At 71.1% G+C, this 24,859-nt stretch carries 20 protein-coding genes and 4 pseudogenes; 10 read left to right on the top strand and 14 right to left on the bottom strand.

Features of this window, described 5'->3' with window-relative positions; all coding sequences use genetic code 11:
• Window positions 1-123 precede the first annotated feature (123 nt).
• Window positions 124-375, bottom strand: a complete 252-nt coding sequence (locus tag ACZ7JA_RS32190) for a helix-turn-helix domain-containing protein (protein WP_351671696.1) — start codon at window positions 373-375, stop codon at window positions 124-126.
• 62 nt (window positions 376-437) lie between these two features.
• On the opposite strand from ACZ7JA_RS32190, the gene map reads away from it, so the two are divergent.
• Both map and ACZ7JA_RS32180 read left to right on the top strand, forming a co-directional pair.
• Entirely contained in the window at window positions 438-1,214 is a 777-nt protein-coding gene (gene map, locus ACZ7JA_RS32185; protein ID WP_351671699.1) for a type I methionyl aminopeptidase, read from the top strand.
• A 145-nt stretch (window positions 1,215-1,359) separates the two neighbouring features.
• Complete coding sequence (locus ACZ7JA_RS32180; RefSeq protein WP_470811904.1) at window positions 1,360-4,065, top strand: ATP-dependent Clp protease ATP-binding subunit; 2,706 nt, start codon at window positions 1,360-1,362, stop codon at window positions 4,063-4,065.
• A 35-nt stretch (window positions 4,066-4,100) separates the two neighbouring features.
• Here the strand turns inward: ACZ7JA_RS32180 and ggt are convergent, their stop codons facing one another.
• The gene (gene ggt, locus ACZ7JA_RS32175) at window positions 4,101-5,903 is read right to left on the bottom strand and encodes a gamma-glutamyltransferase (protein WP_470811902.1); all 1,803 of its coding nucleotides are present in this window, start codon (window positions 5,901-5,903) and stop codon (window positions 4,101-4,103) included.
• A 143-nt stretch (window positions 5,904-6,046) separates the two neighbouring features.
• Between ggt and ACZ7JA_RS32170 the strand changes: the two genes are divergently transcribed.
• Both ACZ7JA_RS32170 and ACZ7JA_RS32165 read left to right on the top strand, forming a co-directional pair.
• The gene (locus ACZ7JA_RS32170; protein WP_351671707.1) at window positions 6,047-6,796 is read left to right on the top strand and encodes a hypothetical protein; all 750 of its coding nucleotides are present in this window, start codon (window positions 6,047-6,049) and stop codon (window positions 6,794-6,796) included.
• 117 nt (window positions 6,797-6,913) lie between these two features.
• Window positions 6,914-8,479, top strand: coding sequence for a CocE/NonD family hydrolase (locus ACZ7JA_RS32165; RefSeq protein WP_389454069.1), 1,566 nt, complete (start codon window positions 6,914-6,916; stop codon window positions 8,477-8,479).
• A 48-nt stretch (window positions 8,480-8,527) separates the two neighbouring features.
• On the opposite strand, the pseudogene ACZ7JA_RS32160 reads toward ACZ7JA_RS32165, so the two are convergent.
• The 7 genes and pseudogenes from ACZ7JA_RS32160 to ACZ7JA_RS32130 form a co-directional block, all read right to left on the bottom strand.
• Window positions 8,528-8,845: pseudogene (locus tag ACZ7JA_RS32160) on the bottom strand (amino acid ABC transporter permease); the annotation flags it as partial.
• Between the two features lie 148 nt (window positions 8,846-8,993).
• Window positions 8,994-9,413: a DUF6278 family protein gene (locus ACZ7JA_RS32155; protein WP_351671713.1), complete on the bottom strand. Its 420-nt coding sequence runs from the start codon at window positions 9,411-9,413 to the stop codon at window positions 8,994-8,996.
• Between the two features lie 15 nt (window positions 9,414-9,428).
• Complete coding sequence (locus ACZ7JA_RS32150) at window positions 9,429-10,208, bottom strand: exodeoxyribonuclease III (protein ID WP_351671716.1); 780 nt, start codon at window positions 10,206-10,208, stop codon at window positions 9,429-9,431.
• Between the two features lie 40 nt (window positions 10,209-10,248).
• The gene (locus ACZ7JA_RS32145; RefSeq protein WP_351671719.1) at window positions 10,249-10,884 is read right to left on the bottom strand and encodes an MBL fold metallo-hydrolase; all 636 of its coding nucleotides are present in this window, start codon (window positions 10,882-10,884) and stop codon (window positions 10,249-10,251) included.
• Window positions 10,885-10,920: 36 nt separating this feature from the next.
• The gene (gene pcaDC, locus ACZ7JA_RS32140) at window positions 10,921-12,207 is read right to left on the bottom strand and encodes a bifunctional 3-oxoadipate enol-lactonase/4-carboxymuconolactone decarboxylase PcaDC (protein ID WP_389454063.1); all 1,287 of its coding nucleotides are present in this window, start codon (window positions 12,205-12,207) and stop codon (window positions 10,921-10,923) included.
• 32 nt (window positions 12,208-12,239) lie between these two features.
• A pseudogene (locus ACZ7JA_RS32135) lies at window positions 12,240-12,799 on the bottom strand (transposase).
• A 173-nt stretch (window positions 12,800-12,972) separates the two neighbouring features.
• Entirely contained in the window at window positions 12,973-15,435 is a 2,463-nt protein-coding gene (locus ACZ7JA_RS32130; RefSeq protein WP_470811898.1) for a SpoIIE family protein phosphatase, read from the bottom strand.
• Window positions 15,436-15,856: 421 nt separating this feature from the next.
• On the opposite strand from ACZ7JA_RS32130, the gene ACZ7JA_RS32125 reads away from it, so the two are divergent.
• Window positions 15,857-16,492, top strand: coding sequence for a TetR/AcrR family transcriptional regulator (locus tag ACZ7JA_RS32125; protein WP_470811896.1), 636 nt, complete (start codon window positions 15,857-15,859; stop codon window positions 16,490-16,492).
• Window positions 16,493-16,523: 31 nt separating this feature from the next.
• Here ACZ7JA_RS32125 and ACZ7JA_RS32120 read toward each other — a convergent pair whose 3' ends face one another.
• Genes ACZ7JA_RS32120 through ACZ7JA_RS32110 form a run of 3 tightly spaced genes read right to left on the bottom strand, consistent with a single transcriptional unit; the run spans window position 16,524 to window position 19,292 of the window.
• Complete coding sequence (locus ACZ7JA_RS32120; protein ID WP_470811894.1) at window positions 16,524-17,708, bottom strand: cytochrome P450; 1,185 nt, start codon at window positions 17,706-17,708, stop codon at window positions 16,524-16,526.
• Between the two features lie 29 nt (window positions 17,709-17,737).
• Window positions 17,738-19,093: an NAD(P)/FAD-dependent oxidoreductase gene (locus ACZ7JA_RS32115; RefSeq protein WP_470811892.1), complete on the bottom strand. Its 1,356-nt coding sequence runs from the start codon at window positions 19,091-19,093 to the stop codon at window positions 17,738-17,740.
• On the bottom strand, window positions 19,083-19,292 hold the full coding sequence (locus ACZ7JA_RS32110) for a ferredoxin (protein ID WP_030176846.1): 210 nt from the start codon (window positions 19,290-19,292) through the stop codon (window positions 19,083-19,085). Before ACZ7JA_RS32110 ends, ACZ7JA_RS32115 begins: the two co-directional genes overlap by 11 nt.
• Window positions 19,293-19,828: 536 nt before the next feature.
• Between ACZ7JA_RS32110 and ACZ7JA_RS32105 the strand changes: the two genes are divergently transcribed.
• The 4 genes and pseudogenes from ACZ7JA_RS32105 to ACZ7JA_RS32090 all read left to right on the top strand — a co-directional run.
• Window positions 19,829-20,146 (top strand): hypothetical protein, encoded by a 318-nt coding sequence (locus ACZ7JA_RS32105; RefSeq protein ID WP_470811890.1) that lies wholly within the window; start codon window positions 19,829-19,831, stop codon window positions 20,144-20,146.
• Between the two features lie 371 nt (window positions 20,147-20,517).
• Window positions 20,518-20,910, top strand: coding sequence for an SsgA family sporulation/cell division regulator (locus ACZ7JA_RS32100; RefSeq protein WP_470811889.1), 393 nt, complete (start codon window positions 20,518-20,520; stop codon window positions 20,908-20,910).
• A 40-nt stretch (window positions 20,911-20,950) separates the two neighbouring features.
• Window positions 20,951-21,280 (top strand): NIPSNAP family protein, encoded by a 330-nt coding sequence (locus tag ACZ7JA_RS32095; RefSeq protein WP_470811888.1) that lies wholly within the window; start codon window positions 20,951-20,953, stop codon window positions 21,278-21,280.
• Window positions 21,281-21,407: 127 nt separating this feature from the next.
• A pseudogene (locus tag ACZ7JA_RS32090) lies at window positions 21,408-21,596 on the top strand (SsgA family sporulation/cell division regulator); the annotation flags it as partial.
• 57 nt (window positions 21,597-21,653) lie between these two features.
• On the opposite strand, the pseudogene ACZ7JA_RS32085 reads toward ACZ7JA_RS32090, so the two are convergent.
• A pseudogene (locus ACZ7JA_RS32085) lies at window positions 21,654-22,266 on the bottom strand (GlxA family transcriptional regulator); the annotation flags it as partial.
• Between the two features lie 105 nt (window positions 22,267-22,371).
• Complete coding sequence (locus ACZ7JA_RS32080) at window positions 22,372-23,067, bottom strand: TetR/AcrR family transcriptional regulator (protein WP_470812138.1); 696 nt, start codon at window positions 23,065-23,067, stop codon at window positions 22,372-22,374.
• Window positions 23,068-23,319: 252 nt separating this feature from the next.
• Between ACZ7JA_RS32080 and ACZ7JA_RS32075 the strand changes: the two genes are divergently transcribed.
• The coding region (locus ACZ7JA_RS32075) for a cytochrome P450 (protein ID WP_470812136.1) at window positions 23,320-24,859 on the top strand (1,540 nt) is incomplete at its 3' end.

The raw sequence follows: 24,859 nt of genomic DNA, 5'->3' as shown, positions 1-24,859 counted from the left end.
GCTTCGCCCGTCAGGCAACACCAGCCGTGTTACGGGTCCGCTACGCGGAGTTTTCGGCGAGTGTGCGGGCGGCTCGCCGCGCGGTCCCGGCCGGGGTGCGCGCCGGCTCGCGTCCGGCGCCCGTCAGACGCCCACGGGAGCGCACCGGGCCAGCAGGTCGTCCATGGACAGCCCGAGCGCCCCGGCCAGCGCGGCCACCGTGAAGAAGGCGGGGGTCGGGGCCCGCCCGGTCTCGATCTTGCGCAGCGTCTCGGCGGAGACGCCCGCCGCCGCCGAGACCTCGGCCATGCTCCGCCCGCCGCGCGCGTCGCGCAGCAACTGCCCGAGCCGCTCGCCGCGTTCGCGCTCTTCAGGGGTGAGAGGGGTGCGCACCATGGCCCCATTCTAATACCGTCGCGCGGCGGGCACCCCATTCAAATACCGGTATAGTAATTGGCATGATGGATCTGAAGACGGACACGTCGATCGACGCGATGCACGCGGCAGGACAGGTGGTGGGCCGGGCCCTCACCGCCGTACGGGAGGCCGCCGGCGTCGGCGTCTCGCTGCTGGAGCTGGACGAGGTGGCACGGGACGTGCTGCGCGAGGCCGGGGCGTCCTCACCGTTCCTCGGCTACCGCCCCTCCTTCGCGCCCACCCCGTTCCCGGGGGTGATCTGCGCCTCCGTCAACGACGCGATCGTGCACGGCATCCCGACCCGGCAGCGGCTGAGCGACGGCGACCTCGTCTCCATCGACTGCGGCGCCGAGCTGGACGGCTGGGTGGGCGACTCGGCGATCAGCTTCGTGGTGGGCCGCCCGAGCCCGGCGGACCTGCGCCTGGTCGAGACCGCCGAGCGAGCCCTGGCGGCGGGCATCGAGGCGGCCCGGGTCGGAAACCGCGTCGGCGACATCGCGCACGCCGTCGGCCGCGTCTGCCGTGCGGCGGGCTACGGCATCCCGGCGGGCTTCGGGGGCCACGGCGTGGGCCGCCGGATGCACGAGGAGCCGGACGTCCCCAACGAGGGGCGCCCCGGCCGGGGAGTCCCGCTGCGCCACGGCATGGTCCTGGCGATCGAGCCCATGCTGATCGGCAGCGGCAAGGACGCCTACTACGAGGCGGGCGACGGCTGGACCCTGCGTACGTCCGACGGCTCGCGCGCGGCGCACGCGGAGCACACCGTGGCCGTCACGGACGACGGCCCCCGGATCCTCACGGCGCGCGAGGCCTCCTGAGAGGCGGCGGGCGGGGAGCCGAAGGGCCTGCTGAGCGAGCGTTCCTGCACATGCCCTTCGCAGAAGCTCGTGTCATCGTGGCATGAGCGGCCCGCCCCCGGGTTACCCGGCCGCTCCGCACGTCGTCTGCGAAGGAAACGAAACGATGACCAGCGGCTACAACGGCCCGGAGGACCCCTTCGGAGAATTCTTCGCCCGCTTCTTCGGCGGCACCGGCGCCGGCGTCCCCGGCGGACGCGGCGCCCCCCGCCACATCGACATCGGGCGCCTGCTCAGCCAGCCGGCCCGTGAGCTGGTGAGAGGAGCCGCCCAGTACGCCGCCGAGCACGGCAGCCGCGACCTGGACACCGAGCACCTGCTGCGCGCCGCCCTCGCCGCCGAGCCCACCCGGAGCCTGCTCAGCCGCTCCGGGGCCGACCCGGACTCCATGGCCACGGAGATCGACCACCGCGCCGGTCCCGCGCACCAGCCGCCCGGCGAGGCGCCGCCGCCGACCTCGCTGTCGCTCACCCCGGCCGTCAAACGCGCCCTGCTGGACGCGCACGACATGGCACGGGCGAGCGGCGCCGGGTACATCGGGCCGGAGCACGTGCTGAGCGCGCTCGCCATGAACCCGGACTCGGCGGCGGGGCACATCCTGAACGCGGCGCGCTTCCAGGCGGGCGCCCTGCCGCCCGAGGCCCCCGAGGCCGCTCAGCCGCGCCCCGAGCGGCAGCGGCCCACCTCGACGCCGACGCTCGACAAGTACGGCCGCGACCTGACCGACATGGCCCGGCAGGGCCGGGTAGACCCGGTCATCGGCCGCGACCAGGAGATCGAGCAGACCATCGAGGTGCTGTCCCGGCGCGGGAAGAACAACCCGGTGCTGATCGGCGACGCCGGCGTCGGCAAGACGGCCGTCGTCGAGGGGCTCGCGCAGCGGATCGCGGACGGTGACGTGCCGGAGATGCTGGCCGGGCGCCGGGTGGTCGCCCTCGACCTGACCGGGGTCGTCGCCGGCACCCGCTACCGGGGCGACTTCGAGGAGCGGATGAACAACATCGTGGACGAGATCCGCGCCCACTCCGACCAGCTGATCGTGTTCATCGACGAGCTGCACACCGTCGTCGGCGCCGGTTCCGGCGGCGAGGGCGGCGCGATGGACGCGGGCAACATCCTCAAGCCCGCGCTCGCCAGGGGCGAGCTGCACATCGTGGGCGCGACCACACTGGAGGAGTACCGGCGGATCGAGAAGGACGCGGCGCTGGCCCGCCGGTTCCAGCCGATCCTGGTGCCCGAGCCGTCGGTTCCGGACACCGTGGAGATCCTGCGCGGGCTGCGCGACCGGTACGAGGCCCACCACCAGGTCCGCTACACGGACGAGGCGCTGGTCGCCGCCGTGGAGCTGTCCGACCGCTATCTCACCGACCGCCGCCTGCCGGACAAGGCGATCGACCTGATCGACCAGGCCGGCGCCCGGGTGCGGCTGGGCGCCGGGACCAAGGGCACGGACGTGCGCACCATGGAGCGCGAGGTGGAGCAACTGGTCCGGGACAAGGACCAGGCGGTCGCCGACGAGAGCTACGAGCAGGCCATGCAGCTGCGCGACCGGATCGGCGAGCTGAAGCGGCGGATCGCGGAGTCCAGCCAGGACGGGCAGGCCGACGAGGGCCAGCTCGAGGTGACGGCGGAGTCCATCGCCGAGGTGGTGTCCCGGCAGACCAACATCCCGGTCAGCCGGCTGACCCAGGAGGAGAAGGAACGGCTGCTCGGCCTGGAGGAGCATCTGCACCAGCGGGTGGTCGGCCAGGAGGAGGCGGTCGCGGTGGTCGCCGAGGCGGTACTGCGCTCGCGCGCCGGACTGGCCAGCCCGGACCGGCCGATCGGCAGCTTCCTCTTCCTCGGCCCGACCGGCGTCGGCAAGACCGAGCTGGCCCGGGCGCTCGCCGAGGCGCTGTTCGGCAGCGAGGAGCGCATGGTCCGCCTCGACATGAGCGAGTACCAGGAGCGGCACACCGTCTCCCGGCTGGTCGGCGCCCCGCCCGGGTACGTCGGCCACGAGGAGGCCGGCCAGCTCACCGAGGTGGTGCGCAGGCACCCGTACTCGCTGCTGCTCCTGGACGAGGTGGAGAAGGCGCACCCGGACGTCTTCAACATCCTGCTCCAGGTGCTGGACGACGGCCGGCTGACCGACTCGCAGGGCCGCACGGTGGACTTCACCAACACCGTCATCGTGATGACCAGCAACCTCGGCTCGGACGTGATCAGCCGGCGCGGCGCCGGGATCGGCTTCGGGCCGGGCGGCGCCGACGCCGACGAGGAGGCGCGGCGCGAGCAGATCCTGCGTCCGCTGCGGGAGCACTTCCGGCCGGAGTTCCTCAACCGCATCGACGAGATCGTCGTCTTCCGCCAGCTCACCGGCGGGCAACTGCGGCAGATCACCGACCTGTTGCTGGAGCGCACCCGCCGCCTGATGGTCGGGCAGGGCGTCACGGTGAGCTTCACGGACGGCGCCGTCGACTGGATCGCCGAACGCGGCTACCAGCCGGAGTACGGCGCCCGCCCGCTGCGCCGCACCATCCAGCGGGAGGTGGACAACCAGCTCTCCCGGCTGCTGCTGAACGGCACGATCTCCGAGGGCAGCCGGGTGACGGTGGACGTCGCGGACGGGCGTCTGGACTTCCGCACGGAGCGGAGCACACCGGCCGCCCCGCCGCCGGCCGCGCCCGCGCCGTCGGCACCGCCGCCGCCCGCTCCCCCGGCGGCCGCCGATACCCCGCCGGCGGCGGGCACCGGACCGGCGGCGCAGGGCCGGCCGGGCGAGGACGCCGGACCGGCGGACGAACCGCCGCCGCCCGCTCCCGAGTTGTAGGACCGGGCCGCGGGACGGCAGCGTGCGGGGCGGGGTTACGGCGCCGGGTTCACCACCATCGCCGAGCCGCCGCCCCGCCGGACCTTCTCGGCGGCCGCCAGCCACTCGCCGTCCGGCAGCCGCTGGACGCCGGTGGCCGCGCCGATCTCGGGGTTGAGCTTGAAGCTGTGCCCGATCGCCTCGAGCTGTGCCCGCAGGTCGCTGTCGTACAGCGCGGGTTCCAGCTCGGTCTGGGCGGCGTTGCGCTGGCTGGCACGCGGTGCGGCGATGGCGTCGACCAGCGGCAGGCGCCGGTCCAGGAAGCCGGTCAGGGTCTGCAGCACGGTGGTGATGATGGTGGCGCCGCCGGGGGAACCCAGCGCGACGACGGGCCTGTCGTGGCGGTCCAGGACGATCGTCGGGGAGATCGAGGATCGCGGTCGCTTGCCCGGGCCCGGCAGGTTCGGGTCGTGCACGGCCGGGTCGGCGGGCGTGAACGAGAAGTCGGTCAGCTCGTTGTTGAGCAGGAAGCCCCGGCCGGGGACGGTGATGCCGCTGCCGCCGGTCTGCTCGATGGTGAGCGTGTAGGCGACGACGTTGCCCCACTTGTCGGCCACCGTGAGGTGCGTGGTGTTCTCGCCCTCGTAGGTGGTCGGGGCCGCCTTGCCGCCGGTGCCGCAGGCCGCCGGGTGCCGCGGGTCCCCCGGCGGGACCGGGCTCTTGAGGACCGCGTCGTCCTTGATCAGGCAGGCCCGCGAGTCGGCGAACCGCTGCGACAGCAGCTCCTTCGTCGGTACGTCCTCGAAGGCGGGGTCGCCCACCCAGCGGCCGCGGTCGGCGAACGCGATGCGGCTGGCCTCGATGTAGCGGTGCAGGTACTGCGCCCGGCTCGCCTTCGACAGGTCGCTGCGCTCCAGGATGTTGAGCGCCTCCCCCACGGTCGTGCCGCCGGAGGAGGAGGGCGCGATGGAGTACACCCCGAGGCCGCGGTACGAGGTCCTGGTGGGCGCCTGGAGCTTGGCCCGGTAGACGGCGAGGTCCTTCTCCGCCAGCTTGCCGGGGCGCGCGTTCCAGCCGGATGCGGGGTCCACCGGCGGGTGTTCGACCGTCTTGACGATGTCGTCGCCGATGTCCCCGCGGTAGATCGCGGCCACGCCCCTGCGGCCCAGTTCCTCGTAGGTGCGCGCGAGTTCCGGGTTCCTGAGCGTGGAGCCGACGACCGGGAGCCTGCCGTTCGGCAGGAACAGCTTGGCGGTGTCCGGGAAGTAGCGGAACCGGGTCTCGTTGGAGGCGGTCTGCGAGCGGAAGGTGTCGTCCACCGTGAAGCCCTGGCGGGCGATCCGCTCGGCCGGCTTCAGGACCGTGCCGAGGCGCCGGCTGCCCCACTGGTCCAGCGCGGTCTGCCAGGTGGCGGGCGTGCCGGGGGTGCCGACGCTCAGGCCGCTGCTGACCGCGTCGGCGAAGGCGAGCGGCTTGCCGTTCTCGGTGAAGAGGTCCGAGTCGGCGGACAGGGGCGCGGTCTCGCGGCCGTCGACGGTGTGGACGGTGCGGGTCCTGGCGTCGTAGTAGACGAAGTAGCCGCCGCCGCCGACACCGGCCGAGTACGGCTCGGTGACGCCGAGCGCGGCGGCGGTGGCGACGGCCGCGTCGACCGCGTTGCCGCCCTTCTTCAGCACCTCGATGCCGGCGGCCGAGGCGTCCGCGTCGACGCTGGAGACGGCGCCGCCGTAGCCGACGGCCACCGGCGCCTTCTTGGCCGTGCCGCCGCTCCTCCCGGCGGGCGGCGCGGCCGCTCCCACCGTGACCACGACGGCCGAGACCGCCAGAACCGCCAGTTTCCGCGTGCCAGGACGACCCATCCGTACCTCCCGCAGGGACAAGTCCGCGCAGCGTAACGAGATTGCCTCCGTACCGACAGTACGCCTCGGGCACCCGCCACACGACCGTCACACCTCGAACACGGGTACGTAGTGGACGTGCCGGACCGCTACCATGCGCGGCCATGAACGACGACGTGCGCAACATCGTCCTGGGTGTCATAGCGGCGGGCGTCAGTGCCGCACTGGGCTGGCTGGCCCGGACCTACCTGTGGCGGCGCCGGCTCCGCCGCAAGCAGGCGTTCTTCGGGCTGCCCGACCACTCGGAGTCGCTGCTGGTCGTCAACCGCAACGCGGGCGGCCCGGAGCTGTCGGTGATGCGGCACGACGTGTTCGCCCTGCTGGAGCTGTCCGCCCTGATCAAGGACTGCAACGCGCACGCCCGGGTCGTGGCGCACGACGCGACCCAGCAGGGCTTCGGCGAGCGCACGGAGTTCTGCCTCGGCGGGCCCAGCTCCAACCGCCGGATGGCGGCCCACCTTTCCTCCCTGCTGCCCGGCGTGGGGGTGAACACCGAGGCGGAGTCGGGTCCGGAGGCGGGCGCCTTCCACATCGGCGGCGAGGACTACCGCGTGGAGGCCGGGAGGAGCGAGTACGTGCTGCTGGCCCGGCTCACCGCGGGCAGCCGGGGCGAGGAGGCCCGCCCGGTGTTCCTGTTCTGCGGCCAGCGGGCGATCACCAACCAGGCGGCGACCCGCTACCTGGCGCGCGGCCACGAGCGGTTGGCCCGCAAGTACGGCTCCGGTTCCTTCGTGCTGCTGCTGAAGGTGGTCAACTCGCAGGCGTACGGCCCCGATGTGGTGGAGCTGGTGGCGGACGTGACCCGGGCGGCCCGGACGCCGCTGCCGGAGGCCGCCGCGGCGACGGGCTCCTAGGGCCCTCAACAACCTTTACCCGTACGTAACTTACCGGCGGGTTACTTACGGCGGGAGCGCACGGCTACCGTCGGGTCACTTTGCACCTTACCGAGTCACCGAGTGAGGAGTGACCCCATGAGAAACGGTCGCACCGGCCTGCGCGCCTCCGTCACCGGAGCCGTCGCCACGGCGCTGGTCGCGGGTACGGTCGTCGCACTGGCCCCGGCCGCTCAGGCCGCCCCGTCCGTACGGTTCGTGGACATCACCGGCGCCGGCGGCACCGTACTGAAGGCGAACGTCGTCACGCCCGCGGGCGCCGACGGCTCGCGGACCTACCCGCTCGTCGTGCTGCCCACGAGCTGGGGCTTCCCCCAGGTGGAGTACCTGGCCCAGGCGAAGAAGCTCGCCGACTCCGGGTACGTGGTGCTGACCTACAACGCGCGCGGGTTCTGGCAGTCCGGCGGCGAGATAGAAGTGGCCGGTCCGCCGGACACAGCGGACGCCTCGAAGGTGATCGACTGGGCACTGGCCAACACCCCGGCCGACGAGCACCGCATCGGCATGGCGGGCGTCTCCTACGGCGCCGGCATCAGCCTGCTGGCCGCCGCCCACGACAAGCGGATCAGGGCGGTCGCCGCGCTCAGCGGCTGGGCCGACCTGATCGGCTCCATCTACTCGGGCCGCACCCAGCACGTCCAGGCGGCCGCCGTGCTGGACGGGGTGGGCACCCTCACCGGCCGGGAGAGCCCCGAGGTCCGGCAGGTCTTCGACCGGCTCTACGCCGGCGACCTGTCCCACGAGCAGGAGATGATCGACTGGGGACGCAAACGTTCGGCCGCGACCTACGTCGACCGGCTGAACCGCAACGGCGCCGCCGTCCTGCTCGCCGACGCCTGGGGCGACACCGTCTTCCCGGCCAACCAGAACGCCGATTTCTACCAGAAGTTGACCGTGCCCAAGCGGCTGGAGCTGCGCCCCGGCGACCACGCGACCGCCGAGCTGCCCGGCCTGTTCGGAGTGCCCAACGACGTGTGGACGGACACCGGGCGGTGGTTCGACCACTACCTCAAGGGCGCCGACAACGGCATCGACCGTGAGCAGCCGGTACAGCTCAAGTCCCGCAGCGCGGAAGGGTACGAGGGCTACCCCGACTGGAAGTCGGTCGGCGCGACCCGCCGGAAGGTCGCGCTCGGCGGATCCACCACCATCCACACGGGCGTCGACTCCGGCGCCGACGGCGGGACCGTGTTCCTCTCCAGCATCCTGGACCAGGTCGCCCAGCTGCCGCCCGTGGCGTCCATACCGCTGCTGCCGCGCCGCTGGGCGGCCGTGTGGCAGTCGGAGCGGTACGGCACCGCCCAGCGGGTACGCGGCACCGCGGCGCTGCACACCACGCTCACCCCGACCGCGGAGAGCGGCACCATGATCGCCTATCTGTACGACGTGGGCCCGCTCGGCTTCGGCAAGCTGGTGACCAACGCGCCCCTCACCTGGCACGGCAGGACGCCCGGTGAGCCGTTCGACGTGGACCTCGACCTGTTCTCCACCGCCTACGACGTCCCCGCCGGACACCGCCTCGCGCTGGTGGTGGACACGGTCGACCCGCTCTACACGGAGCACAACCCGTCCGGCGCGCAGCTGACCTTCTCCTCGCCGGCGGACGACCCGTCGTACCTGTCCGTCCCCTTGCGCGAGCAGTGATCTCCGGCTGCCGCCGGACGAGCCTGGCCCGTATGAACTGCCACCCCCCTACGGTCGCGGGGCCGTGGGGGGTTCCCCACCCGGCAGCAGCGCCCCCGGACCGGCCGTGACGACCGTCACCGCATCAGTCCCGGGACTGCGCTGCCCACGGCGGGACACCCGGCCGGCGAACCACGAGAGCAGCGTGCACATCCCGATGCGGATCGGCGCGATCACCATCACCACGGGGATGAACGGCAAATCGTAGTCGAGGTTGGACGCGATGAGCTTCCCCGCGTGGAGGAACTCCTCATACGTGATGAGAAAGCCCAGGGAGGTGTCCCTCAGCGCGACCGTCAACTGGCCCACGCCGGCGGGCAGCACGGCCGGCAGGAGCAGCCGCTGGACGCCCTCGTGCTCGAACGGCGTCCACGGGGCGGAGGTGAACTGGCCGGTGACGGGGAGGAGATCAGGGCCCGGAGAAGGAGCCTGGGCGCCGAGCCGTCCGGTGACGCTGAACGCACCCGCGATCGACTCAGGCCTCGGAGACCTCGGCGTAGAGCTGCGACAGTTCGGGGACACCGCTCGCGGCCCACTCCTGCCCCGCCCGCACGAGCTCGAATTCACGGCCGGAGGCGAGCCGCACGACCGGTTCGCCGTCGGCCCGGATCCGCCAGGCCGCGCCGGGCACGGTGCGCACCACGACCGTGCCCACGTACAGCCCCGCGTCATTGCCCAGCCAGGGCAGGATCTCCGGGTCGTCGCGCCAGCGCGGGACGAGCTGGTCCAGGGCCTCCAGGGAGGCCGGGGTGTCGTCGAGCCGGACGCCCGCCTGGGCCGCCTGCGAGCGGAGCAGCTCACACTCGGACAGCAGCGCGGCGATCGCCTCGGGGTCGGCCGGAAGCGCCGCGCGGCCGTTCTTGTGGTGCCGGTGGCCCAGGAACGGAATGTTCATGGGCCCAGCGTGGCATCACACGTCCAGGTCGACCACCACCGGCGCGTGGTCGGACGCGCCCTTGCCCTTGCGCTCCTCGCGGTCGACGTAGGCGTCCTTCACGGCCGCGGCGAAGGGCGCGTTGCCGTACACCAGGTCGATGCGCATGCCGCGGTTCTTGGGGAAGCAGAGCTGGCGGTAGTCCCAGTAGGTGTAGGGGTGGTCGTACTTCAGGGGGCGCGGGACGACGTCCGCGAGGCCCGCCTCGCGCAGCGAGGCCAGGGCGGCGCGCTCGGCCGGGGTGACGTGGGTGGAGCCCTCGAAGGCGGCCCGGTCGTAGACGTCCTCGTCGGTCGGCGCCACGTTGTAGTCCCCCAGCACGGCGAACGGGCGGCTGCCGGCCGCGTCACCGGCCACGGCGGCCCGCAGGGCCTCGAACCACTGGAGCTTGTAGGCGTAGTGCGGGTGCTCCACCTCGCGGCCGTTGGGCACGTACACCGACCAGACGCGGACCGGGCCGCAGGTCGCCGCGAGGGCGCGCGGCTCGGTGGCGCCGTCGTACCCCGGGTCGCCGGGCAGGCCCTTGACCACGTCGTCGATGCCGACGCGGGAGAGCACCGCCACGCCGTTCCACCGGCCGGTGGCGTGCACCGCCGCCTCGTAGCCCAGCTCCCGCAGCGGCTCGAACGGGAACTGCTCCTCGGCGATCTTCGCCTCCTGGAGGCAGAGCACGTCGGTGCCGCTGCTCTCCAGCCAGGCGAGCAGCCGCGGCAGGCGGGCGGTGATCGAGTTCACGTTCCAGGTGGCGATGCGCATGTCTCACAACCTACCCGCCGGGTGTGACAGCCGGCCCGGGTCACAGTTCGGCGGACGCTCCAGGCGCCAGCCGGCGGTGGTCCGTGCCGCCCAGGCGGCCGAGGTGGCCGTCGTAGATCGGGCGGGCGAGGTCGGTGAGCAGGGCGTCGTGCACGTCGAGGGCGCGCTGCGGCCGGACCTCCCGGACGTAGTCGATGACCTCGGAGATCTTGTTCCAGGGGGCCATCACCGGGACCATCAGGGTCTCGACCGGCTGCCCGGGGACCGTGAGGGCGTCGCCCGGGTGGAAGACCCGGCCGTCGTCGATCAGGTAGCCGACGTTGGTGACGCGCGGGAGATCCGGGTGGATGACCGCGTGCAGCTCGCCGTGGACCCGCACGTCGAAGCCGGCCGCGGTGAAGGCGTCGCCGTGGCCGACGGTGTGCACGCGGCCCGGGAAGGCCGGCGCGAGCAGGTCGGCCACCGACTTCAGGGTCCAGATCTCCGTGCCCGGGCGGGCCTCCAGCGCGGCCCGCAGCCGTCCCTCGTCGAAGTGGTCCGGGTGCTCGTGCGTGACCAGGATGGCGTCGGCGCCGGCCGCCGCGTCCTGCTCGCTGAACCCGCCCGGGTCGATGACCAGCGTCCGCCCGTCCTTCTCGAGGCGGACGCAGGCGTGGGTCTTCTTGGTGAGCCTCATGGCTCCCCATCCTGCCGCGTGCGGCGGCCTGGGGCCTCACTCGGCGGGGGTGGTCTCCTCCCGGACGACCTGCCGGGCCACCCGGAACGCCCGGCTCGCCGCCGGCACCCCGCAGTACACGGCCGCCTGGAGCAGCACTTCCCTGATCTCGTGGGGGGTGAGTCCGTTGCGCAGGGCGGCGCGGACGTGGAGGGCCAGGTCCTCCAGATGGCCGCCGGCGATCAGCGCGGTGAGCGTGACGCAGCTCCGGGTGCGGCGGTCCAGGCCGGGCCGGTCCCAGACCTCGCCCCAGGTGTAGCGGGTCATGAACTCCTGGAAGTCCCCGGAGAACTCGTCGGCCTGCGCCAGCTCCTGGTCGACGTACGCGTCGCCCAGCACCTCCCGGCGGACCTTCAGCCCGCTCTGGTACCGGTCCGGCGGCCCGGGCGGCTGCGGCGGCACGAAGGGGGCGATCTCGGCGACCGGGCCCGCCTGCGGCGGCGCGGCGACGGCCGGATGGACGGGCGCGGCCGGCAGGGCGGTCTGACCGGTGTCGTAGGGCTGCTGCCAGGCGGTGGAGAAGTGGCGGACCAGCAGGTCGGTGACGGCGGCGGGCTGCTCGACCGGGACCAGGTGGGAGGCGCCGGGCACGACCGCGAGGCGGGCGTCCGGGATGCCGGCGACCAGGGTGCGGGCCTCGGCGGGGCCGGTGACCTGGTCGTCGGAGCCGACCAGCACCAGCGTCGGCACGCCGACCCGGCCCAGCTCGGGCCGCACGTCGAAGCCGGCCAGGGCCTCGCAGGCGGCGATGTAGCAGCCCGGGTCGGTGGTGCGCACCATCTGCACGGCCCACTCGGTGATCGCGGGCTGAGCGGCGGCGAACCCGCCGGTGAACCAGCGGTCGGGAGAGGTCCGGGCGATCGGGTCGAGCCCGTTGGTGCGGACGATCACCCCGCGCTGGCGGAACTCGTCGGCGGTGCCGAACCGGGGCGAGGCGGCGACCAGCGCGAGCGAGGCGAGGCGCTCGGGGTGGCGCAGGGCCAGTTCGAGGCCGACCGCGCCGCCGAGGGCGCAGCCCGCGTATCCGAAGCGCTGCACGCCGACCGCGTCCAGCGTGGCCAGCAGCCGGGCGGCCAGCTCGCCGACGGACGGGGCGGGGTGGGCGGGTGCGCCGCCGTGGCCCGGCAGGTCGAACCGGAAGACCCGCCACTGCTTCGTCAGCTCGGGGATCTGCCGGTCCCACATGTGCCATGTGGTACCCAGTGAGGGACCCAGGATCAGGACCGGAGCGTCTTCTGGCCCGTCAAAGCGGTATTGCAGGGTGTTCGGGGGTGTCTCACTCACGCCCCAGACCCTCTCACGTCTCACGGACGCCCCTATAACGCAGGGGTACGGGAAACCGGTCTGACCAGGTTGAAGACCTCGCGGGCCGCATATCGCTTGAGGCATCGGACGATCTCACGTCGGTTCTTGCCCTCCTGCGTGCGGCGTTCGTAGTACGCCTGGGTGCGCGAGTCGTGCCGCAGCCGGGTGAACACGATGCGGTGCAGGGCGGCGTTGGCCTGCCGGTCGCCGCCGTGGTTGAGTCGGCGCGTGCTCCGACGGCCCGACGATTACTCGATGGGGCTGACTCCGCGAAGGGCAGCAAAGGACGCTTCGGTGTTCAGCCGCTCGGGGTTGTCCCCCATGGTGATCAGGAGAGTGACCGCGCTGTATACCTCGACCTGCTGCGCCAGCAGGTAGCGGGACAGGCCCGCGCCGAAGGTGCCGGTGCCCTCCACACCGGCCCGGCGCACCGTCCCCCGCTTGCGGGCCCACACGAGCAGCCGACGGTAACCGGCCACCGTCGCCGGAAAGACTCGGTGCCCAGGATCTTCCCCAGCGGGGACACCACGGCGGCGACGTGGGCCTCGCCGTGCGTGTCCACGCCCAGCACGACCTCTCTCCGTGCGGGAGGAGGTGCTGCGCTGTCTGGTCGTCATGGTGGTTCTCCTCCCGTGTGGCGACGTACTGAGTGGATGGCACCGGCCCGCTCGGGCGGTCTGAACCGTGATGGCGCCTGCAAGAAGGCAAGGCAACGACCCCTGTCGCGCGCGGCTCGCCGACGGGTCACAGGGCACCGGCCCTGGCGGGCAGGTCCTGTTCGGCCCAGACGACCTTGCCGTCCGTTGCGCAGCGGGAGCCCCACCGGCGCGAGAGCTGTGCGACCAGGTGGAGGCCGCGGCCGTGCTCGCCGAGCTCGCCAGGATGGCGGGAGCGTGGCTGGCCGGTGTTGCTGTCGAAGACCTCGCACGTCAGCACTCGGTGCTGGATGAGCCGTAGGCGGCTGAGTCCGCCACCGTGGCGTATGGCGTTGGTGACCAGTTCGCTGACGATCGACTCCACGGGCGTCACGAGCGGCTCCAGCCCCCATTCCCTGAGCTGACGGGCGGCCAGATGCCGGGCTGTCGTGACGGTGACCGGTTCGTTCGACAGGTCCCAGGAGGCGACCTGGGCGGGCTCGAGTGCGCGGGTCCGGGCAAGGAGCAAGGTGACATCGTCGGCCGGCGTGTGACTCCGCAAGGTCTCCATCACTCGCGAGCACATGTCCTCCGGGGACGCGCCCGGCTGTGCCAGGGCGGCGCCCAGACGGCGCAGGCCGGCGTCGATGTCCTCGTCCCGGGACTCGACCAGCCCGTCAGAGTAGAGGGCGAGCACGCTTCCTTCGGGCAGTTCCAGTTCCACGGACTCGAAGGGAACCAGGCCGAGACCGAGGCCGAGCGGGGCTCCGGCGGGCAGGTCGGGGACGGTGACCCGGCCCTGTGCGCCGACGATCAGGGGCGGCGGATGCCCGGCCCGCGCCATGGTGCACCGCCGGGTGACCGGATCGTAGACGGCGTACAGACAGGTGGCGCCCACCACCGCGGGGGCCTGGTCGGTGTCGTCGGTGTCCTCGTCGTTCAGTCGCCGGACCGTGTCGTCGAGATGTGTCAGCAGTTCGTCCGGGGGCAGGTCGAGGTCCGCGAGCGTGCGCACGGCGGTGCGCAGCCTGCCCATGGTCGCCGCGGCGTTGATGCCGTGTCCGACCACATCGCCGACGACGAGGGCCACCCGGGCGCCGGACAGCTCGATCACGTCGAACCAGTCACCGCCCACGCCGTGGTCCATGTCGGCCGGTACATAGCGCGAGGCGACCTCGACGGCGGCACCGCCCTGCACCCGGTGGGGAAGCAGGTCGCGTTGCAGGGTGAGGGCCGCGGTGCGCTCGCGCGCATACTGCAGGGCGTTGTCCAGGCTGAGCGCGGTCCGGGTGACGAGCTCCTCGGCGAGGAGCAGGTCGTCCTCCTGGAACGGCGTCTGTTCCTCGGAGCGGCCGAACAGCGCCAGTCCCAGCACGCAGCGCCGCGAACGGATGGGCACGACCAGCAAGGAGTGGACGCCGCTGTCGCGTACCTTCTGCGCCCGCACCGGGTCGTGGTCGACCCACGGACCGGCCTGGGTGTCGAGCACCGGCTCCAGGTGAGACCTGCCCGTGCGCAGGGCGACGGCGAACGACGAGCTCGGGTGGGCGTGGATCACCTCTTCCCGCACCCACGGCAACTCCATGAGTCCCAGGTCGACGGAGGCCAGACCAGCACGCCGCAGCAGCGGCGGGCGGCCGCTCGTCGTGCCGATCCCTGCCGAGGGTTCCACACCAAAGGGAACCGACTCGACCAGATCGACGAGGGCGTGGTCGGCCAGCAGGGGCACGGCGAGCTCGGCCAGTTCCTGCCCGGTCTGCATGACGTCGAGGGTGCTGCCGATGCGCGTACTCGCCTCGCTGAGGATGGCAAGGCGTTCGCGCGCCCGCCGGTTCCCGGTGACATCCACGGTCATGGAGCACACTCCCAGGGGCGTGCCGTCCGCGTCCTGGAGGCAGAAGAACGAGGCCGAGAACGCATGTTCACGGCGCCCGTCCGACAGGGGCCACGCCCGGTATTCGTGGATCATGGTGGTCCCGCTCTGCAGCACCTGCTGCATCACCACCTCGAGCGCTTCGGCCTCCACGGCGGGCAGTGAGTCCTTCAGACGGCGTCCGAAGCGCCGGTCACGGGGAATGCCGTCGTGGCGCTCCATGGCGTCGTTCACCCAGGTACAGCGCAACTGAGGGTCATACACCACGATGCCGATCGGTGCATGGGCAAGGAGCGACTCCCGCACCGGCCCGTTGGCAGGCTCCGAGGACAGGGCGCCTATGTCGGTCACGGATACCAGCCACCGGGTGCCGGCATCCTGTCCCCACAACAGCGAGACCCGCAGCGACATCCTGAGCGTGTGGCCGTCGCGGTGGCGGACCCCGGCGGTGCCGGACCAGCCACGTCGGGCACGGCGCTGCTGGGCGAACAGCGAAGCCATTCGGGCCTCCTCAGCGGGCGGTAGCACGTGTGCGGCGGATCGGCCCACCACTTCCGCAGCCGAGTACCCGACAAGTCGCTCAGCGGCCTGCGTCCACGCCGCCACCCTCCCGTCCTCATTGATCACCGCTATCGCCGAGTCCGGTACATCGCCGGGGCTCACCGGCTTGGCGAGTGGCGTGTGGTCGGTATGCGTCATCGTGGTTGATCCCCTTCAGTTCGGAGGTGAGGGAGTGCCGGCATGCGGGCGCGGCCGCCCGGTCTGTAGCCGTGGTGGACGGTCATGGGCAGGAGGCGGAGACCGGGGGTAGCGGGAGCCATGCGGTGCAGCGGGCGACCTCCGCCGCTGCCCTGTGACCCGCAGCCCGGCATCCGCCACCTTTACGCCGTTTTGCCCACTTCTGATGAAATAGTCAGATACGACCGCTTCATCGTCAAGGCCCCCGAAAGTGATCGTTCAATCAAATGTGGCCATGCAGCGCGACGAGGTAGGCGGGGGGCCTCTGGCGCCGCTGCAATCTGGGCGGCGAAGCTGGGGGGGCGGCGAGGTTCAGGCTGGACAATTCGGAGTGGCAGCGTGATGATGGATTCATCAGAACTGGTGACCTTGAGTGCGGTGTATGCCGATGTCAGCCTCACCCAGGAATCGATTCGAACGCCGTCGGGCCGAGACCCGGCAGGCACTCGTCCGCGCCGCGCGGCAGCTCCTGGCCGATTCGGGCGATACGAGCGCCAGCATCCGGACCATCGCGGAGCTCGCCGACGTGGGCTTCGGCTCGTTCTACAACCACTTCACGTCCAAGCCGGACCTGTTCGACGCGGCCGTGGCCGATGCACTGGAGGAGTTCGCCCGAGCCGTCGACAAACATCTGTATGGCGTCGACGACCCCGCCGAGCGCCTCGCCGCCGCTATGCGGCTTAGCGCACGCATGGCCAGCTCACACCCGGAGATCATGCGGATTCTCTGCCACAGCGAGCTCGGCCGCATATCCGCCGGCTGCGGACTGGCTCCGCGCGCGAGACACGACGTGGAGCAGGGCATGACTTCTGGCCGCTTCACCCTGGTCGACCCGATGATCGCCTTGACCGTGCTGAACGGCAGCCTGCTGGCGCTCCTGCAGCTCTGGTTCCATCAGCCCGAGGCCGACAAGGACCGTGCAGCCGCAAAGATGGCCGAGACGCTCCTGCACATGCTCGGCGTCTCCGCGGACGAGGCCCGTGACCTCGCCCGGCGGCCCCTTCCCGCTGCGGCGTGAAGACGATGGGCTGTCTGCCGACGACGCGGCTTCACAGTCGGATGGACAGGTGGCGGGGGCCGCGGAGCATCGCGTTCTGCCGGTACGGAGGCGGGTCTTCGACCAGGCGGGCGCTGCCGAGACGGGGAAGCAGGGCGCCGAGCGCGGCATACGCCTCGACGCGAGCCAGGGGACCGCCGTAGCAGGCGTGGATGCCGCTGCCGAAGCCGAGGTGCTGGTTGTCCGGACGGGCGGGCTCGAATCGGTCGGGGTCGCGGAACCGTATCGGGTCGCGGTTGCCCGAGGCCAGCACCAGAACGACGGACTCGCCTGCGGGGACGAGGGTGCCGGCGATGTCGATGTCGGCGTGGGGGATGCGCTCGCGCATGTGGACCGGGGGCTCGTAGCGCAATAGCTCCTCCACCGCACGCGGCAGCAGCTCCGGTTCCCGGCGCAGCCGGTCCAGCTGCTCGGGCTGGCGCAGAAGGGTGAGGGCGCCGTTCGTGATCAGGTTGACCGTGGTCTCGTGTCCGGCGATGAGGAGCAGTACGGCGGTTTCCGCGAGTTCCTCCTGGGTGAGCCGCAGAGCCGGGTCCGGCTCGTTGACGAAGGCGGAGAGCATGTCGTCGCCCGGCTTGCCGCGGCGCTGCTCGGCCAGGTTCAACAGGTAGCCGCCCATCTCCATCCGTGCCTGGTCGCCGGCCTTGTCCGGCTCGGTGGAGTCGTCGTCGGGCCTGACGTCGGCGGCTGCGACGAGCGCGTCTGACCAGGCCCGGAAGAGCGGTTCGTCCTCGTGCGGCACGCCGAGCAGGCGGCAGATCACGGTGACGGGCAGCGGATAGGCGAAGTCGTCGACGATGTCGATCTGCCGGCCCGCCTCGAACGGCTCCAGCAGCTCCCCGGTGATCCGGTCGATCTCGCCGCGCATGCCGTCGACCCGGCCAGGGCTGTGCGGGGGCCCGAACGGCCGCATGGCGAGGGTGCGCAACCTGTGGTGCTCGGGGTCGTCGAGCCGCAGGAACGGCGGCTTTGGGGTCACCTCGCCGCGGGTGCGGGGGTCGGCACTCATCCGTGGGTCGTGGAGCAGAGCGGCGATGTGGTGGTAGGTGCCGACCAGGTAGCTGCCGTCGGCCTGCCGGACCACAGGACCGGCCTCGCGGAGTTCCGCGTACAGCGGGTAGGGGTTGGGGCGGCTGGCGTAGTCGGTGATCCGTGCCAGCAGGGTCGCGGAGTCCATGGCGGCTCCTTGTGGGGCGGGATGGGGGGCTACACCAACGTCAGCCGGCGGTCGGGAAGGTGACCGGTGAGCGCGACGGTCGGGCCGTGGGACAGCACCGACGGATCCGGTACGTCGGACGGAATCGGAACGTCGGCCGCGATCGCCCTGTCCTGCGCGCCAGGCGGCGGTGGGAACGGGGCTGCCGTTTCGATCAGGTGCCGGTAGTAGTCGAGCGACTTGGCCATGTCGACGGTGACGGCGGCGGTGACCCGGCCCTGGTAGCCGTAGACCATCGCGAGCCGGCGCGCTTCGAGCGAGCCCTGGGCGATGACCACGCGGTCGGAGTAGGTGGGCACGCCCACCGACTTGATGTTAAGTCCGAACTGGGTCGACCAGAACACCGGGATGGCCAGGTGCGGGCGCCGCAGCGGCCCGGGACTGACCATGTTGTGGGCGGCCACCTCGGCCTGCTCCACCGCGTTGCCCCAGTGTTCCAGGGAGAGCATCTGGTAGCCGAACAGCGGGTGGGGGAAGCGGGAGACGTCGCCGGCCACGAAGACGTCGTCGGTGACGATCCCGTACATGTTGAAGGCCCGGCAGCCTGCGTCGCAGGCGATGCCGCGCGGGCCCGCCGCCAGCCCCGACTCCGCCAGCCACTCCACATTGCGGATCGCACCCAGGGCCACGACGCATACGTCCGCCTCGACGCGGCTGCCGTCGGACAGCTGCGCGCCCGTGAAGCTGCCGTTGCCGTTCAAGGCGGTAACCGTCACCCCGGTGCGCAGGTCCACGCCATGGTTGCGCTGCATGGCGGCGGCGAGCTTGGACAGGGTGCCGCCGAGCGCGCCTACCAGGGGTGCGGGGCCGCGTTCGGCGACGGTCACCTCAAGGCCCAGTTCCCGGCATGCGGAGGCGATCTCGGAGCCGGTGAAGCCGCCGCCGATCACCAGGACCCGCTCCGGTCTCGCGGCGAGTCGCTCGGCCAGTCCAGCGCCGTCCTCGCGCGTGCGCAGGGTGAACACGCCGTCCAGCGCGCCTTCCTCCGGGTTGGGCCAGGGCCGTGCCCGGGTTCCGGTGGCGATCAGCAGCCGGTCGTAGGGCAGGGACTCGCCGTCGGCCAGCAGGACCTGTTTCGCCAGCGGATCCACGCCGTTGGCGCGCACGCCGAGGCGCCACTCGGCGTCCGAGTCCCGTCGCTCCGGCAGCTCGAGGGTGTCCGCCGTCGCCTGCCCGAGCAGCACCTGCTTGGACAACGGCGGCCGGTCATAGGGCGCATGGGGCTCGTCCCCGACCACGGTCAGCGACCCGGTGAAGCCCTCCGCGCGCAGCGCCTCCGCAGCTCTCAGCCCGGCCAGCGACGCGCCGACGATGACGATCCGGCCGTCTTTCAGGTCACCGGGCACCGGTGCTCACCTCTTCCCCGAGGAGGATCGCCTGCACCGGACACGCCGCTGCGGCCTGACGCACCCGCTCCACCTGGTCGTCCGGGACGGCAGTGGCGTACAGCAGTCCTTCCTCCCCGTGCAGCTCGAACACCTCCGGGGCGAGGAACACGCACTGTGCATAGCCCTGGCAGCGTGTGAGGTCGACAACGGTCCGCATCTCCACCACTTCTTCCTCCGTTGTCACACCCCCCTCATCTCCAGCATGGGGCCAGACCCGGGTGCCCGCATGCCTTGTGATGGAGAGCTGAAATTCAGGCCAGCAGAGTGAGAGGGAAGGAGATCAACTCCCGGCAACACGACCTGGTTACCGAGAAGCGTTCAGGTGCGTCTCCTTCGACCAGGTGGACCGGGTGACCCGAGTCACTGCCATCCCACCCCTATTTCCATACGTCGTATGGTTATCCTGGCAGGGCAATTCCATACAACGTATGGAATTGCTTGACGGACAACGCCGCACAACGCCAGGCGCCTCACATCGCCTGCGAAAGCAGCCGTTGGTGCAGATCGCACCAGCCGGAAGGAAAGATCATGGAGAAACTCACGAAGCGGATCGCTGTCGCTGTTTCGTCCGTGGCGGTCGCGGGTGTCGCCGTTGTCGGTGCCGGGGGCACCGCTTCGGCCGCGACTCCCGCCTCTGTGCATGTCCAGCGGTCGGCCGAGGTCCACCCTGCCGACTACCGCTGGGACCACGGCGTGGGTTACCTGATTGAGCAGGGCTACTGCTGGGACGGAAAGCGTGGCTGGCACCACGACGACCATGTCGCCGGCTCCCTCTGGCACAGCCGCGACGGTCGCTGCTACCGCTGGGACGATGGGGGGCGCGGGTGGAAGTCCGACAGGTCCCACCGGCGCGACTGGAACCGCTACGAGAGCGACGGCCGGGGCTGGGACGACCACGACTGGGACCGCGGTGACCGGGACTACTTCGGCTGGGACCACCACCACCGGAATCACGGTGGCGGGGACTCCTACGGATGGGACCACTCCGACCGGAGCAACGGTGGCCGGTAGGACGGGTCCCGCCTGTGCCCCTGAGCGGAGGCTGCACCCCTCGCCTTGATGCCGGTCGGCGGCAGGGATGCGACCGCTGGTCACGGATCAGCGGTCCCCTGACCGCCGCCCGGGCGGGCGATCGAGCGAGGGCCTGCATTCTGCTCCCCCTCTGAACCTGCCTACGGCACCACCACGTGCCACAGGCGCGCGTCGCTTCTACTGCCGCGACGCCACGACCCGCACGGTGTGCCGATGCTGTCCGGCGCCCGGGCCCTGCTGAACACCTCCTGATCCGACGCGTGCTTGTCGCCACGAGCGCCGGGACGCAGCCGAGGCAAGGGGGTGCCTTGGAGTGAATGCCCATGGAGTCTTCGAGGACCGTGGTTCGGGTGGTGACCGCGCAGCTCGTCGTCTCGCGCACCTACTCACAGCCCTTGTGCATGCGGCTGCGGTACGAGCCCGCAGATCCCTACGTCGTCCGTGCCGCCTTCTTCATCCACAACGACGAGCCGGTCGAATGGACCCTGGGGCGCGACCTTCTGACCGACGGCCTGAACGGTTGCGCAGGTCACGGGGACGTCCGGATCTGGTCGGCCGCAGGGCGGGGTGACGAGTCGCTCTACATCGCCCTCGGGTCTTCCGCAGGAACCGCCTTGCTCGAGGTCCCCGTGCAGGACCTCTCGTCCTTCCTTCAGGACACCCAGGCTCTGGTGCCACGGGGTACCGAGTCCGCACTCATCGACTGGGATGCCGAACTGGCACACCTCCTCCCCCAAAGCTGACCGCCGACCATCCGTACCCAGAAGCAAAGGAACCAGTGTCATGTCCCAGTACCAGCTTCGCGTCTACACCATGCGCAGCTCCAACGCGCTCGCCGCCTACGAGAAGATCTGGGCCCAGCACATTCCCGGTATGGCCAAGCACCGGATCACCACCCACGGCGTCTGGACGGTGCCCGCGGCGCCCGGAAGCGACACCCCGCGGCTGTACGCCCTCGTTTCCTACAAGGACGCCGACGACGCGCAGGAGCGGCTGGAGGCATACCTGTCGAGCCCTGAATTCCGCACGGACATGGAGGGATTCGACATCAGCCAGATCGTCGGCCTCGACGAGACCCTCCTGACGCCCACCGTGGACTCACCCTTGCGCTGACGTCCGTCCTGTCGTGCCGACCGCCACCGGCCCTCGCAGTAACTGCATCTCTGCGCAGCCCCTTTGAACCCGACGACAACCCCCGATGGCCCTCCCCGGATGACTCGAAGCACCAGGAGTAAGACCAATGAAGTCCTTGAGAACTGTGGCCCAGGGGCTACCTGTGAAGCTTGTCGGCGTGCATGCGACGTCCTTGCCCGCGATCATGAATCTTCGGTACGAGCCGAGTGATCCCTATGTGGTCCGTGCCGCATTCACCACCGATGTCGACGGCCACGAGCCGGTGGAATGGATCATCGGGCGCGATGTGCTGATCGACGGCCTGGAGGGCCCCGCCGGCGAGGGAGACATTCGTATATGGCCCACCGGAAGGTCAGCGGGCCTTCTGAAAGGTCCGCCGGTACGCCTGCGGGGACACCCCGATCGCCGCCTGCAGGTGCTGCCGCAGGGAGGCGCCGGTCGCGAAGCCGACCTCGGCGGCGATCCGGTCCACCGGCAGGTCGCTGGACTCCAGCAGGTGCCGGGCGAGGCGCTGCTGGACCAGCCAGCGGCCGGGGCTGAGGCCCACCTCGTCGTTGAAGCGGCGGGGCGAAGGTGCGCAGACTCATCCGGGCGTGCCCGGCGAGGCCGGAGAGGGTGAGGGGCTCATCGAGGCGCTCCAGGGCCCAGGCGCGGGTGGCGGCGGTGCTCGCGGCGCCGCTGACGGGCACCGGCTGCTCGATGTACTGCGCCTGGCCTCCGTCGCGGAACGGAGGCACAACGCAGCGGCGGGCGACGGTGTTCGCCAGGTCGCTGCCGTGGTCGGTGCGGACGATGTGCAGGCAGATGTCGACGCCGGAGGCGGCTCCGGCCGAGGTGAGGATGCGGCCGTCGTCGACGAACAGGACGTCCGGGTCGAGCTCGACCTTCGGGTACCGGCACCGGAACTCGTCGGCCGCCTGCCAGTGAGTGGTGGCCTTGCGGCCGTCGAGGAGCCCGGCCTCGGCGGGGATGAGGCTGGATGTAGAACCACCCCGCCGGGCGGTCTCACCCCGTGTGACGGGGTGGCTCCCGTGTGGCGCAGTCTGATATCGCCCGCCTGCGGGCACGCCTCAGGCGCCGGCGCCTGGGGCGCAGCGTCCCAGGCTGACTGGCTCAATGACGGCGCGCCGGCCGTCACGACCGGCGGTGAGGCGGCCTTCCAGGCCCGTGATCAGCGTGTCCATCACGAGGCGGAACATGTGGTCCTGGTCAGGGCCTTCGGGGGCCGCACCCCTAGAGCCAGGGTCTGCGTCCGCGGCCCCCTCTTCGTCGGCTTCAAGGCCGTGGGGCCTGAGGGTCGACCACTGGTGGAGAGCGCCGTTGAGTTCGGCGGCGAGGACACCGACGACGACGGCGGCGATCAGCGCGGCGATCTCCGGGGCCTTCGACCGCGGTACCCCGGCGGCCGCCACGATCGCGGTGAGCGCGGTCCAGAACGGGTCGTCGGGCTGGATGAAGTCCGGCTGGTGGCTGAACGAGTAGGCCATCAGCTTGGGGTGACGGTGCGCCAGCGTCCGGAAGTCCGTGGCGAGCAGACGGATCCGCTCCTGCCAGGGAGCGTCCTCAAGCGTCACGGTGCGGAACTGCGCTCCGACCATTCTCGTCACGCCACGCAGCACGGCTTCCTTGTTCGGCACGTGGTGGTAAAGCGACATCGGATTCGCGTCGAGCTCGGTAGCGAGTTTGCGCATGGTGAGCGCCTCGACACCGTCCGCGTCGATGAGCCGCAGGGCGGCGGCGTAGATCCCGGCCTCGGTCAGAGGCACGTCTCTCTTCCTCGTTCCCCGCGGGGGACGTCTCACCTTCTTTTCCATACCCCGTACGGTACCAGTTCCGTACACGGTACGGAAATGAGCTTCATCACAGACCCACCTGCCCCCCGGGGGGTTGCACTCCACTTTCCGTACCACGTATGGTTCCATTTCCATACGGCGTATGTTTCTGTACGGCGCCACGGCATCGACCTGCGCAGCGCGCCCTTGCCCACCCCCTCCACCCCCTCCGCAGAGGAGCAAGACATGACCACGCACTCCGCGAACGACCTTCGCCCCATCCGGTCCCCGCGCGGGATCCCCCTCCTCGGCAACACGCCGCAGATCCCCGACACCAATCCGGTGGAGTACTTCGGTGAGCTGTCCAAGCAGTTCCCGGAGGGCATCTATGGCATGGACATCGCCGGCATCGAGCAGGTCTTCGTCTACGACCCCGACCTGGTGGCCGAGGTCTGCGACGAGACGCGGTTCTTCAAGCAGATCGAGAAGACGCCGCTGAGCCATGTGCGGGACTACACGGGGGCGGGCCTGTTCACGGCCCACCAGCACGAAGAGGAATGGGCCATGGCCCACCGGATCCTGTTGCCGGCCTTCAGCCAGCGGGCCATGAAGACCTACTTCGGGCAGATGCTGGAGATCGCCCAGAACCTGGTCGGCAAGTGGGAGCGCCGGGAGGGTCAGCCGGTCGCCATCACCGACGACTACACCCGGCTCACCCTGGACACCATCGCCCTGTCCGGCTTCGGCTACCGGTTCAAGTCCTTCGACAAGGAGGAACTGCACCCCTTCCTCAACGCGCTGCTGGAGGCGCTGATCGAGTCGATGCGGCGCTCCCAGGAGCTGCCGATGATGACCAAGCTCCGCAAGGCGGACGACAGGAAGTACCGCCAGAACATCCAGCTGATGCGCGACCTGGTCGAGAGCGTGATCAAGGAACGCCGCGAGGGGAAGGGCACCGGCGAGGAGGACCTGCTCGGCCTGATGCTGGAGGCCACCGACCCTGAGACCGGCAAGCTGCTGGCGGACGACAACGTCCGCGACCAGGTGGTGACCTTCCTGATCGCCGGTCACGAGACCACCAGTGGCCTGCTGTCGTTCGCCACGTACTCGCTGATGCGCAACCCGCACGTGCTGGCGCAGGCGTACGCCGAGGTGGACCGCCTGCTGCCCGGTGACACGGTCCCGGACTACGACACGATCATGCAGCTCGACGTGATCCCGCGGATCCTGGAGGAGACCCTGCGCCTGTGGGCTCCGATCCCGCTGATCGCCAAGGCGCCCATCGACGACACCGTCATCGGCGACCGGTACGAGCTCAAGAAGGGAACCAGGGCCAACATCCTCATGGGCGCGCTGCACTCCCACCCCAAGGCGTGGGACCGGCCGGAGGAGTTCGACATCGACCGGTGGCTGCCGGAGAACCGCGCCCAGCAGCACCCGCACGCCTACAAGCCGTTCGGCAACGGTGTGCGTGCCTGCATCGGCCGGCAGTTCGCGCTCACCGAGGCCCGCCTGGCGCTTGCGCTCGTGCTGCAGAAGTTCAGGTTCTCCGACACCACCGACTACAAGATGGACGTCCGCGAGGCGCTGACGCGCAAGCCCGGCGACTTCCAGTTGGTCGTCCGTAAGCGTCAGGACCACCAGCGGACCGTCTTCGGCGCCGCGGACCTGCAGACCGGGGGCACGCAGGCGCCGGCAGCGGTCAGCGGTGTCGGGGTGAACCTGACCGTCGCCTACGGCTCCAGCCTGGGCTCGTGCGAGGACCTGGCGCGGACCATCGCCGACC

This window comes from Streptomyces sp. NPDC038135 (genome assembly GCF_055601245.1).
Note: the sequence above shows the minus strand (reverse complement) of the source record. Positions and strands in the feature narration are given on the sequence as shown.